This is a genomic window from Clostridium sp. AM27-28 (assembly GCF_003480955.1).
Taxonomy (GTDB): Bacteria; Bacillota; Clostridia; order Lachnospirales; family Lachnospiraceae; genus Otoolea; species Otoolea fessa.
Genome location: NZ_QUJT01000006.1, coordinates 64,164 through 76,196, shown reverse-complemented (window position 1 = coordinate 76,196; position 12,033 = coordinate 64,164). Strand labels below are relative to the sequence as shown.

At 50.0% G+C, this 12,033-nt stretch carries 9 protein-coding genes; 2 read left to right on the top strand and 7 right to left on the bottom strand.

Annotated elements, in window-relative coordinates; genetic code table 11:
• Positions 1-110: 110 nt before the first annotated feature.
• Positions 111-953: a hypothetical protein gene (locus DW720_RS08170; RefSeq protein WP_118749501.1), complete on the bottom strand. Its 843-nt coding sequence runs from the start codon at positions 951-953 to the stop codon at positions 111-113.
• A gap of 352 nt (positions 954-1,305) precedes the next feature.
• On the opposite strand from DW720_RS08170, the gene DW720_RS08165 reads away from it, so the two are divergent.
• Both DW720_RS08165 and DW720_RS08160 read left to right on the top strand, forming a co-directional pair.
• On the top strand, positions 1,306-5,562 hold the full coding sequence (locus DW720_RS08165; RefSeq protein WP_118749500.1) for a 2-hydroxyacyl-CoA dehydratase: 4,257 nt from the start codon (positions 1,306-1,308) through the stop codon (positions 5,560-5,562).
• A 150-nt stretch (positions 5,563-5,712) separates the two neighbouring features.
• On the top strand, positions 5,713-6,198 hold the full coding sequence (locus DW720_RS08160; protein WP_118749499.1) for a hypothetical protein: 486 nt from the start codon (positions 5,713-5,715) through the stop codon (positions 6,196-6,198).
• 40 nt (positions 6,199-6,238) lie between these two features.
• On the opposite strand, the gene DW720_RS08155 is transcribed toward DW720_RS08160, so the two are convergent.
• The 6 genes from DW720_RS08155 to proC form a co-directional block, all read right to left on the bottom strand.
• Complete coding sequence (locus tag DW720_RS08155; protein ID WP_233430181.1) at positions 6,239-6,652, bottom strand: hypothetical protein; 414 nt, start codon at positions 6,650-6,652, stop codon at positions 6,239-6,241.
• Positions 6,652-7,977, bottom strand: a complete 1,326-nt coding sequence (gene larA / locus DW720_RS08150; protein ID WP_118749498.1) for a nickel-dependent lactate racemase — start codon at positions 7,975-7,977, stop codon at positions 6,652-6,654. Before larA ends, DW720_RS08155 begins: the two co-directional genes overlap by 1 nt.
• Positions 7,978-8,112: 135 nt before the next feature.
• Positions 8,113-9,006 (bottom strand): site-specific tyrosine recombinase/integron integrase, encoded by an 894-nt coding sequence (gene xerA, locus DW720_RS08145; protein ID WP_333549083.1) that lies wholly within the window; start codon positions 9,004-9,006, stop codon positions 8,113-8,115.
• A gap of 316 nt (positions 9,007-9,322) precedes the next feature.
• The gene (locus tag DW720_RS08140) at positions 9,323-9,883 is read right to left on the bottom strand and encodes a hypothetical protein (protein ID WP_147352797.1); all 561 of its coding nucleotides are present in this window, start codon (positions 9,881-9,883) and stop codon (positions 9,323-9,325) included.
• A gap of 213 nt (positions 9,884-10,096) precedes the next feature.
• Positions 10,097-10,669 carry an NUDIX hydrolase gene (locus DW720_RS08135; protein WP_118749497.1) on the bottom strand — a complete coding sequence of 191 codons (573 nt, stop codon included), beginning with the start codon at positions 10,667-10,669 and terminating at the stop codon, positions 10,097-10,099.
• 55 nt (positions 10,670-10,724) lie between these two features.
• Positions 10,725-11,522 (bottom strand): pyrroline-5-carboxylate reductase, encoded by a 798-nt coding sequence (gene proC / locus DW720_RS08130; RefSeq protein ID WP_022359673.1) that lies wholly within the window; start codon positions 11,520-11,522, stop codon positions 10,725-10,727.
• Positions 11,523-12,033: the final 511 nt, after the last annotated feature.

Sequence of the window (12,033 nt, the reverse complement as noted above, 5' to 3'; positions counted from 1 at the left end):
CTTTTGTATGCTTTATCCAGCCTATTTAAATCCCCTGCGTAACTGTTCAGTAAATGCGCAGACCTGCTGAACAGTTACTCCCCTGCTAAAAAACAATCCACCGCCTGGTTCTATTTAGAATCTTTCAATTCTTCTTCGGTCACGTGTTTATGCGTATACAGATGATCCATGCAATATTCCAGATTTCCCGCACACTTCGAACAATAGCGGAATTCCAGGTTCGGATCATCCTTCTCGGTGCGTCCGCAGACTGCACATTTATGATGCGTCAGCAAAATTTTCTGAATCTGCGCTTTCTGCATCTCGTTTTTGAACTTCTGCTTGCGAACCGCCTCTTTCGGGCTGATCTTCCGGTAGTTACGCGTCATCAGGAAGAAAATGATAAAATTGAGCATCGAAACAACAATCTCAATTTTCGCGATAATGCCACCCGTTAAGAAACTGTAGACCAGAAGCGCTCCGTACATCATTCCAAGGTATTTCGCCCGGATCGGAATGAAAATCAGAAGGAACTGCATCTCCGGGAAGGTGCAGGCAAACGCCAGAAACAGCGATTCATTTAAGTAATACGGGGACATCGGCACCGAAAAGCCGGTCACACCGTACACCAGGAATGCCGCAATGATGTGTCCCAGCACGCCCATAAAGAAAAACATATTAAATCGGAAGGTTCCCCACACGCGTTCCAGCGTCGATCCAATCGAATAATAGAGATACATCGCGAGCAGCGCAAAGAGGACGCCCGACTGAGGCGGGCATACGAGAAAGGTCACAATTCTCCATACCTGTCCCCGCAGGATCGCCGCTGCATCAAGCGCCAGATACTGCACGTAAAAATACGGATTAAACAGGCTCATCACAAATCCAGCCGCATACATCATGATGATATAGTACATCAGATTCGGGATCGCAAACCGACCGAATTTGCGCTCTAATTTTCTAAAAAAATTCATAATTCACATCCTTTGCCGTTTTCCTTTCATTATAGAGAGCGGCGGATTCTTTGTCAAATTATATTGTCGCTTCCACCACGTTATCTTACGACACATTCGGTTCCAAAAGTACCCGCCTGCGCTCTATAATGGCTGCATTCCAACTCAGAAAAAGCGGTATTTTCCACGCAGAAAATGCCTTTCCTTGTACAGGAACGCCCTTCTCCCATTATGCGCGATATTAACAAATTTTGCACATTTTTAGCATCTTTTTAACGCACCCTACCGATTGTTTTCTTCCTTATTCTATGTTAAAGTATAGCCGAATACATGTGTAATACAAAGGAGGGAAGGGGCACTGCCCCGATTGTACATGAATTCCTGTAAAAAATTAGGAATCGACATCGGTTCCACAACGGTTAAAGTATCTATTATTGAAGACGGCGGTAAGCTTCTTTTCGCCGATTATAAACGTCATTTTGCAAACATACAGGAGACGCTCGCGGACCTGCTCCGTGAGGGTGAAGAGAAACTTGGCGCACTGACCGTCGAGCCGGTCATCACTGGTTCCGGCGGTTTAACACTTTCTAAGCATCTGGGCATTCCATTTGTTCAGGAGGTTGTAGCGGTTGCCACATCCCTGAAGGATTATGCCCCGCAGACCGACGTTGCCATCGAGCTTGGCGGCGAGGATGCGAAAATTATTTATTTTACCGGCGGCATTGACCAGCGTATGAACGGAATCTGCGCCGGAGGCACCGGCTCTTTTATTGACCAGATGGCTTCGCTGCTTCAGACGGACGCATCCGGTCTTAATGAGTATGCGAAAAATTACAAGGCAATCTATCCGATCGCGGCGCGCTGCGGCGTTTTCGCCAAGACGGATATCCAGCCCCTCATCAATGAGGGCGCAACCAAAGAGGATCTGTCCGCCTCCATTTTCCAGGCGGTTGTCAACCAGACCATCAGTGGTCTGGCATGCGGCAAGCCGATCCGCGGCAATGTTGCGTTTCTCGGTGGACCGCTTCATTTCCTCTCGGAGCTGCGCGCGGCATTTATCCGCACCCTGAATCTGGGGACGGACCAGATCATTGCCCCGGATCACTCGCATCTGTTTGCGGCGATCGGCGCGGCGATGAACTCTGATCCGAAGACGACTGCCAGCCTGCACGATCTGATCGAACGGCTGTCCCACGGCATCAAGATGGATTTCGAGGTAAAGCGGATGGAACCCCTCTTTACTGATGAAGCTGACTATGAAAAATTTAGGACCCGCCATGCAAGTCATGATGTCAAAAAAGGTGATTTAGCGACCTACGAAGGCAACTGCTACCTCGGCATCGACGCCGGTTCCACCACAACCAAGGTGGCGCTCGTCGGCGAGGACGGCTCTCTTCTATACCGCTTCTACAGCAACAACAACGGCAGCCCGCTGGCGACGGCGATCCGTGCGATGCAGGAGATCCATGACCAGCTTCCGGAGAATGCACAGATCGCTTATTCCTGCTCCACCGGTTACGGCGAGGCGCTCTTAAAGTCTGCCCTGATGCTGGATGAGGGCGAGGTCGAGACGATCTCCCACTACTACGCAGCGGCGGCATTTGAGCCGGATGTAGACTGCATCCTCGATATCGGCGGCCAGGATATGAAATGCATCAAGATCAAGGACGGCACCGTAGACAGCGTACAGCTCAACGAAGCCTGTTCGTCCGGCTGCGGCTCCTTTATCGAGACATTTGCTAAATCATTAAATTACAGCGTACAGGATTTTGCCAGGGAGGCGCTCTTTGCCAAAAATCCGACCGACCTCGGTACCCGCTGTACTGTTTTCATGAACTCTAACGTCAAACAGGCGCAGAAAGAGGGCGCTTCCGTCGCAGATATTTCTGCCGGACTGGCTTACTCCGTCATCAAAAACGCCCTGTTTAAGGTTATCAAGATTACCAACGCCTCCGATCTCGGAAAACACGTGGTCGTGCAGGGCGGTACCTTCTACAACGATGCGGTTCTCCGCAGTTTTGAGAAGATCTCCGGCTGTGAGGCAGTCCGCCCGGACATCGCGGGTATCATGGGTGCCTACGGCGCGGCTCTGATTGCCCGTGAGCGCTACGACACTTCCAAGACGACCTCGATGCTGCCGATCGACAAGATCTTAAACCTGACCTACAAGACGACGATGGCACGCTGCCAGGGTTGTACAAACCACTGCGTCCTGACGATCAACCGTTTCGACGGCGGACGTCAGTTCGTAACCGGCAACCGCTGTGAGCGCGGGCTGGGCGGCAACAAACAGAAAAAAGACATTCCGAACTTATTTGACTATAAATACCACCGTATGTTCGATTATGAACCGCTGACCGCCGATCTGGCGCCTCGCGGTACCGTCGGCATCCCGCGTGTCCTGAATATGTATGAAAACTACCCGTTCTGGGCGGTCTTCTTCAAGGAACTGGGTTACCGCACCGTTCTGTCCCCGAAATCGACAAGGCAGATCTACGAACTTGGTATTGAATCGATCCCGAGCGAATCCGAGTGCTACCCGGCAAAACTCGCGCACGGTCATATCGAATGGCTGATCCGCCAGGGACTGACCTACATTTTCTATCCGTGCGTTCCTTACGAGCGCAACGAAACCCCGGAAGCAGGAAATCACTACAACTGCCCGATGGTCACATCCTACGCGGAAAACATCAAAAACAACGTAGAATCTCTGACGGATCACAAGGTACATTTCCGGAATCCGTTTATGGCATTTACAAATGAGGAAATCCTGACAAAACGTCTGGTCGAAGAATTTACCAGGGATCAGTCGATCCCGGAGAAGGAGATCCGCGCCGCCGCTCACAAGGCATGGCAGGAACTCATCGCCTCCCGTCAGGATATGGAAAAGAAGGGCGAGGAAGTCATCGCCTGGTTAAAAGAAACCGGACACCACGGCATCGTGCTGGCAGGCAGACCGTACCATGTAGATCCGGAGATCAACCATGGTATTCCGGAACTCATCACTTCCTACGGTTTTGCCGTGCTGACCGAGGACTCCGTCTCCCATTTAGGACGCGTTGACCGTCCGCTGATCGTCACCGACCAGTGGATGTACCACTCCCGCCTCTACGAGGCAGCTTCCTATGTGAAGACACAGCCAAACCTGGATCTGATCCAGCTCAACTCCTTCGGATGCGGTCTGGATGCAGTTACTACTGATCAGGTCAATGATATTCTGACCCGCTCTGGCAAAATTTATACGCTGCTCAAGATCGACGAGGTCAACAACCTCGGCGCCGCACGTATCCGTGTGCGCTCCTTAATCGCCGCGATCCGCGTGCGCGAGATGCGCCACTACCATAAACCGATCGTTTCCAGCGCATACAGCCGTGTTTATTTCACGAAGGAAATGAAGAAAAACTACACGATCCTCTGCCCGCAGATGTCGCCGATCCATTTCGACCTCATCGAACCGGCGGTCCGAAGCTGTGGTTACAACCTGGAGGTGCTGCAGAACTCCGACCGTACTGCTATCGACACAGGACTTAAGTACGTCAACAACGACGCCTGTTACCCGTCCCTGATTGTAGTTGGTCAGATCATGGATGCGCTGCTCTCCGGCAAATACGACTTAGATCACACAGCCGTTATCATGAGCCAGACCGGCGGCGGCTGCCGTGCTTCCAACTATATCGGCTTTATCCGCCGTGCCTTAGAGCGCGCCGGTATGCCGCAGATTCCGGTTATCTCGTTAAATGCCAACGGCATGGAGACGAATCCGGGCTTCAAGATTACCCTGCCGCTTCTTACCAAAGCAATGCAGGCGGTTGTCTACGGCGACCTCTTCATGCGTGTTCTCTATGCGACCCGCCCATACGAAGCAAAAGCCGGCTCCGCCAACGCCTTGCATGAGAAATGGAAAGCAATCTGCATCAAATCGCTGCAGAAACACTCTTTATCCATGGCAGAGTTTAACCGCAACATCCGCGGTATTATCCATGACTTCGACGAACTTCCGAGACGCGATGTCCAGAAACCGAGGGTTGGCATTGTCGGCGAGATCCTGGTAAAATTCTCCCCGTTAGCAAACAACCACGTGGTAGAGCTTCTGGAAGCCGAGGGTGCCGAGGCTGTAATGCCGGATCTGCTTGATTTCCTGCTTTACTGCTTCTACAACAGCAACTTCAAAGCCGACAATCTGGGCGGCAAACGTTCCACCGCACACCTGTGCAACATGGGAATCTCCCTGCTGGAGTATTTCCGCCGCACCTGCCGCCGCGAACTGGAACGCAGCACACATTTCCTTCCGCCTGCACGGATTCAGGATCTGGCGTCGATGGCGAAGCATTACGTTTCCCTCGGCAATCAGACCGGCGAGGGATGGTTCCTGACTGGTGAGATGCTGGAATTGATTCACAGCGGCACGACGAACATCATCTGCACCCAGCCGTTCGGCTGCCTGCCGAACCACATCGTCGGAAAAGGCGTCATCAAAGGACTGCGCGCCAGCCATCCGGAGGCGAATATCATCGCCGTAGACTACGATCCGGGGGCCAGCGAAGTTAATCAGCTGAACCGTATCAAACTGATGCTTTCCACCGCACAGAAGAACCTGCCAGAAAGGAAAAAGGAGTCAAGAATTGGATGATTTTGGATTGATTTTGGATAAAATTTCCAGCTGACTTTTAAAGACGTCTGTGCTATAATAAATTTATATGGAGTTTAAGATAGGCTGTGGATTCCATAGCCTATCTTCTATATAGTGGAACAAAAAGACAGACTAAAAGGAGATCTCAGGATGAAATCAAAATTATTCCTCTGCGCGGCTCTGGCTGCGGCTCTCTACGTGACGCCGTCTTATGCAGCTGATTATTCCGCACAGGTTGTGAGTTTTTCTCAGGAGGACCTGGACAACCTCTCCATCGAGCTGACCGGCTCCAAAGTAATTACCGACGATTTTTCATTCAAACTTCCATCCCAGTCATTTTCGAGACTCATCATGGTTCCGAACGGGGATTCCTACGAGGTATATGAAAAAACAGCCTATGAAGCCAACGGAGGCGGACTTCTCTTCCGCATTCTCGCATTTGAGGACACGCATTACCGCGATTTAAACGGCTGCACCATCTTAGGCTTCTGCGGCAACAAGATCTTCATTCTGGATCCGCACTACGACGAGCAGTATGCCAGCGACAGCGAAGAATATGCAAAATGCAAAGAAATCGTGACCTCGATCAAGAAGAGTTTCATTTCCTATATCAAAGACGCCGGGACGGTTGAGTAGCATCGAATCGAATATAAATATGCAAAAAGAACGTCAAATTCTAAGTTTTTCGCTTGGGTTTGACGTTCTTTTTTACTTTAAACTCTTCTATTTTGGGCTCTTCTATTTTCGTCTTTGTGCCGTAGAGGTCCCTTACAAGACCGCTGATGGTCGTGTACTGGCTTCTACGCAGGTAACGGACTGCCAGCATAGAAGAAACAACCGCGCCGATCGCCCATGCTGTATCATACCAGCCTGCCGACAGCCCCACGGTAAACGCGTTCTCCGCAATACCGATCGTCGAAGCGCCGCCGATCGCCAGACCCGCGATACTAGCTGCCACAACAAACGCATTATTTTTTCCTTTATATAAAAGGAAGTTCTCTGAATCCTTTTTCTGGCTGTAAGACACATAGATACTGATGCCAAACAGCAGAAGCACATATAAAATAACAATTAGCAGCGGAATATTCATTACTTCGCGCCTCCATTTTCCTCTGCCTCGCGGCAAATACGCTCGTAGGCTTCCTTTGTCTGTGGGAGCACGCTTCCGCCGTACGGAATTACATATACATCTTTTCCGTTAAAGTCTACCTCTGCCAGCAGATCCTTCATATCTTTAAACGATCTTACGCCCATATCCCGAACCAGCTCCGGCTCCATGGAAGACAGAAGCAGCGTCTTCGAACGACGGATGGACTCGCAGGCTGCGTAGAAAATATAGCCGCCGATGGTGAAAGACGCACGCAGTGCCTCATCCAGGCATCCCTTAGAGAGAGGCTTAATCCAGTCGAAGAAATCCCTGGAACCGCTTCCCTCCGGGCATTCCGCCAGCATAATGAGTGTACCGCCCTCTTTGACCGCTCTCGATGCGTTAAACAGCGTCTTGGTGGACTGATAAAAATTCAGATCCTTCGGGAAACCGCCGCAGCTTGCAATTACGACATCTGCCTGATAGTCGATCGGCAGTCCGTATCCCTTCTGTACATAACTGCAGCTTGCCTGCCATGCCTTGTCAAACTCACCACAGAATAAACCGCTGTGGCGGGAAGATGTATCTACCACGATATTGATACCGAATGTAACATGTACCATGGCACCTGCCTCGCGCATATCCAGGTTGATCGGGTTGTTCTCCACCAGACCGCTGCCGACACGCACATCCGTCATCGGTTTCTCCGGATCCAGCGCACGCTCATGGTTCATGCGGATCGTCTCACGGGAAGCAATACCTGGAACGATGCTCTTTCTTCCGCCGCCGTAGCCTGCCATCAGATGGTGCACCGTACCGCCGATGCAGATGACCTTTCTGCCGACTGCCAGCGGATTGACCGATACACGCGTTCCGAAGGACGTCGTACCGATGTATACCAGATCCGGCGCATCGCAGTCATGGTCAGTCACGCTCGCTACATGGTCGTAGACAAACTCGCTTGCAAGTTTTCTGCGATCCTCCGCCGTATTCTTGCGGTGTGTTCCCAGTGCAACCACAACCGCAATCTGGTCATATTCCACGCCCATCTCATCGTGCAGATATTTTACCAGAAGCTCGCAAATCACGTCCTGACGCATCCAGAAACGCGTCATATCACTGATCACGATCGTAACCGGATCGGTCGGTGCAATCAATTCCTTTAACGGCTTCGTGCCAATCACACCATCCGTCACACAATGCAAAAATTCTGCTTTTATATCTTCAATGACCCGCATCTTATTTTCATACAGGTATTTTACACTCTTCGCACCGTCAATCTCAAAATCGACCGCCGACGTTCCGTACTTTAAATGTACTTGCTCCATTGTCTTTCTCCTTCACATTTCCTCATCTGCGTTAAACGTTTGCGCTTTAAACCACTAAAGTATATAATAAAGCACCTGTTTTGTCAAGTCTTTCACAAAACAGGTGCTTTATTTTTATAATTTATATGATATTTTTCAATCTTCCCGGTACGCCGCATACATCTGCGTCGTCGCCATATCCGAATGTCCAAGAATCGTCTGAACCGCCCGCATGTCTGCACCTCTCGCAATCAGATGCGCCGCAAAGGAATGGCGCAGCGTGTGCGGCGTGATATCTTCCTCAATCCCGGCTTTCTCGCCGTAATATTTGATAATCTTCCAGAATCCCTGCCGGCTCATCGCGCCGCCCGTACAGTTGACAAAGAAATAGTCCGATCCCTTTCCACGCAGCAGCTCGTTTCTCGCATGTTCCAAATACTCCTCCAGCGCTGCTTTCGCCGAACGTCCAAATGGGATCGTCCGCTCCCTCTCCCCGTCGCGACAGACCAGAAATCCAATGTTCATATTGATATCTTCCATCTGGATCCCTATAAGCTCTGACACCCGGATTCCGGTCGCATATAAAAGAGCCAGCATCGCCTTGTCCCGAATCTCCTTCGGTGTCTGCCCGGATGGCTGTGCCAGAAGCGCTGATACCTGATCGACACTCAGGACCACCGGCGCCTTTTTCTCCACTTTCGGCGCATGCAGACTTTCCGCCGGGTTCCGCCGGATGCATGCCTGCATACATTCATAATTAAAAAACGCTTTCATCGCCGCCATCATCCGTGAAATGGTGGTAGCCGCCTTTCCCTGCTCTTCCATATGAAGAATATATCCATGCAGGCTGGTCTTTGTCACCTTCGCCGCCTCCCGGATCTCTTTCTCCTCCAGATAAGTAATCATCTGCATCAGATCTCTCCGATATGACTGTACGGTATTTTCCGATGCCTGTTTTACCTCCCGCAGGTACTGTTCAAATCTGTCTACTTCCCCTCTCATACTTCCCCAATCTATTCTCGTAACCATTTCCGCCATTCTTTTATTCACGGCATTTTCTGCCAACCCCCCAGCCTGCAGGACAAATATTGTTCCGCGGTAATCCTATCGATTTCTCCATCCGAACCATCCATTCTCCTGAGGTTTTCTCACCCTATCTGCAACTTACCTTCTTCTCCACAAACAGGGCTTTTATCGTCCGCAGGTATCATTATATCTACATTTTCCCATAAAATCAAACATAATTTTCCCCACTTTTCCTACATTTTTCGACTGATTTACATAAAAATACAACATATGGTGCGTCCACTTTTTCCACCCCCATATGTTGTAAATTTTGAATTATATTTTTATTCGGACAGCCCCATTAAAATGGGCAGTGTGAGACCAGTAATGATACAAAACCAGGATTCAGCCACACTTCCAGCGCAGTTCCCATCCCCAGCACCAATAAAAGGATTAAAAATCCAGCCGTCCGTATCCGCCTCTCCTTTGCAAGCGCCCAGGAAAGAAGCAGCCAGAACACAGGAATATAAAACACCACCTGTGGAAATAACGTTGCCACAAATACAGGCAATCCCCAAAAACCGCCCCAGCCAGTAAATCCTGCCAGCAGCCATGCCTGCTCCAGACCTAAGACGAGACAAGCCCCCCACGCAGCCAGGCATGCGACCGGCGTCATACCTGCCAGCCACAGCATCAGCGCCATCCCTGACCGCTGCAGCCAAACCTGAAAAAACAAAGTTCCCCGGCTGGCTGCCTTCATTCCGGCGTTTAGATGCCACCCGGCACCCGATGGATCTCCAATTTCTTGTCCAAGCCTCGCTGCCAGCACACTTTCCAGCCCGGCATGTCCGCTTCCGGACGAAATTTGAAAACAAACGGCTGCTATCGTCCCCAATACAATCCCAAGGATCCAAAAAAACACTGATACATCCCAGGTACTTAAAGCCGGAAGCCGGAATCTCCTTTTCACATGCAATCCCTGCCTATTCCTTTGTTACCTTATCTGTATTCAGTGTTTTTTATAATATGCCTTTATATCTGCCTCTATATGCTGTTAGCTTCATGCGTCTTTCAGCGTTTAATCCATATATTTATTTCATCACAGATGCTTACAGTGCTTCGCTGATCCTTATTTTTACTTCTGTCCTGCTTTACAGGCATACGCCAGAATCGCGGACACAGTCTTTCCATCCGTCAGTTCTCCTGCGTAGATCCGTTTCAAAAGGTCGGAAAGTTCCCACGCCTCTATCTCAATCTCCTCGTCCGGGTCAAGATGCTGATGGGTTTTCTTGAGATCGCGTGCCAGAAAAATATCCAACGCCTCATCACAGAACGCGATCGTTGTGTTGACGCTCATCAGATATTCCAGATGGTCACAACGGTAGCCCGTCTCCTCCTCCAGCTCGCGGTACGCGCAGTCAATCTTCGCCTCATCCGGCGAATCCAGCTTACCAGCCGGAATCTCCAGTGTATAGCGGTCCAGCGCATTGCGGTACTGACGCACCATGAGAATCTTTCCATCCTCCGTAACCGGAAGCACCGCTGCCGCGCCGTCATGATGGATAAAATCCCATTTTGCCTGATGTCCGTTTACCTCGACGGTATCTTCGTACATTTTCAAGATGGTTCCCTGATATTTTAACTCTCGTTTCAGACGTTTGACCGGCACGGGCTCCAGCGATGCCTGCTTTTCTACTTTCTGTTCCATATTTTCTCACCCTTATGTCCAGGTTCCTTCTGGGTTCTTTTTCAACATTTTTTCACTATTTCAGGTCGATGCACTTCTCATAGCATGCGTCACATGCCTTGATAACCGCATTCCGCAAACCATACTCCTCCAGGACGCTGACCGCGTAGATCGTCGTGCCGCCCGGCGAGCAGACATCATCTTTGAGTGCGCCCGGATGCTTACCGGTCTCGAGTACCATCTTCGCACTGCCGACAACGCCCTGCGCCGCCATCCGGTAAGCCACATCTCGCGGCATGCCGTACTTAACGCCCGCATCTGCCAGCGCCTCGATGAACATATAGATGTATGCCGGTGCACTGGAACTGATACATACAACCGCATTCATCATATATTCCGGAACGATCTCCATCATACCAAAAGATTCAAAGAAATTGCTGATCATCTGCTTTTCTGTCTCTTCAAACAGCTTCTTGTCGTAGCAGACACCTGTCATACCCTCGCCGATCAGCGCCGGCGTGTTCGGCATCGCACGCACGATACGGCGGTCACCGCCCAGCTTCTCGTTGACACTGTCAATCGTGATACCCGGTGCAATCGAAATAATAATATTTTCTTTCGTTACATGGTCCTTGATATCTGCCAGTACATTGTCATAAAACTGCGGTTTTATAGCTAATACGATATATTTTGCATTTTCCGCACAATCCTGGTTTGTGTCAACCGCCTTGACACCTGTCTCTTTCTCTATCTGTGCCACTCTCCGGCGGTTCAGATCCGTAAAAGTGATATCTTCCGTTTTATATTTGTTCAGCAGGCTTCGCATGATCGCATAGCCGATATTTCCCATTCCGATAAAACCAATTTTCGCCATAATCTTTGTCTCCCTCCATCTGACATCCGGCACTTCCCTGCCGGATGATCCTCCATTTGTTGTCTGACTGCAGCTACTCTTTCCAACAGCCACATCTGGCTTTCTATTCAGCATCTTGGTAACGGTTCAATCTTCTTACCATTACGCCACAATAAATGCATGAAGCTGCTAAATAATCACTATTTTTCAACTCTATCATGCTATAATACTCGTCTTTTGGACAGTTTGCAAGCAAAATTTCTCCGCCTGCCTTCACGCTCACGACCCTTTATTTTACCCTGCTCATGCAAATTTTCAATCTGTCCGAAAAACAGAGTTTCCGTTTTCCGCTTCATGAAAAAAAACTGTATTCTTCTGTATTTCTTTCTCTCTCAAAAAAGATGTAAAGAATGTGCCTTGGCACATTCGGGCGTCTCGCGCGGTCGCTTGCGACATGTTTCTTCTTCGCGCGAGTGCGCATCCTCGCGGAGCGTTTTTTTGTTTCATAGGACGCAATTTCCCATGAAACAAA

Coding starts and splice junctions, on each gene's coding strand:
- DW720_RS08170 (WP_118749501.1), bottom strand. CDS start 953: ATGAATTTTTTTAGAAAATTAGAGCGCAAATTCGGTCGGTTTGCGATC.
- DW720_RS08165 (WP_118749500.1), top strand. CDS start 1,306: ATGAATTCCTGTAAAAAATTAGGAATCGACATCGGTTCCACAACGGTT.
- DW720_RS08160 (WP_118749499.1), top strand. CDS start 5,713: ATGAAATCAAAATTATTCCTCTGCGCGGCTCTGGCTGCGGCTCTCTAC.
- DW720_RS08155 (WP_233430181.1), bottom strand. CDS start 6,652: ATGAATATTCCGCTGCTAATTGTTATTTTATATGTGCTTCTGCTGTTT.
- larA (WP_118749498.1), bottom strand. CDS start 7,977: ATGGAGCAAGTACATTTAAAGTACGGAACGTCGGCGGTCGATTTTGAG.
- DW720_RS08135 (WP_118749497.1), bottom strand. CDS start 10,669: ATGGAACAGAAAGTAGAAAAGCAGGCATCGCTGGAGCCCGTGCCGGTC.
- proC (WP_022359673.1), bottom strand. CDS start 11,522: ATGGCGAAAATTGGTTTTATCGGAATGGGAAATATCGGCTATGCGATC.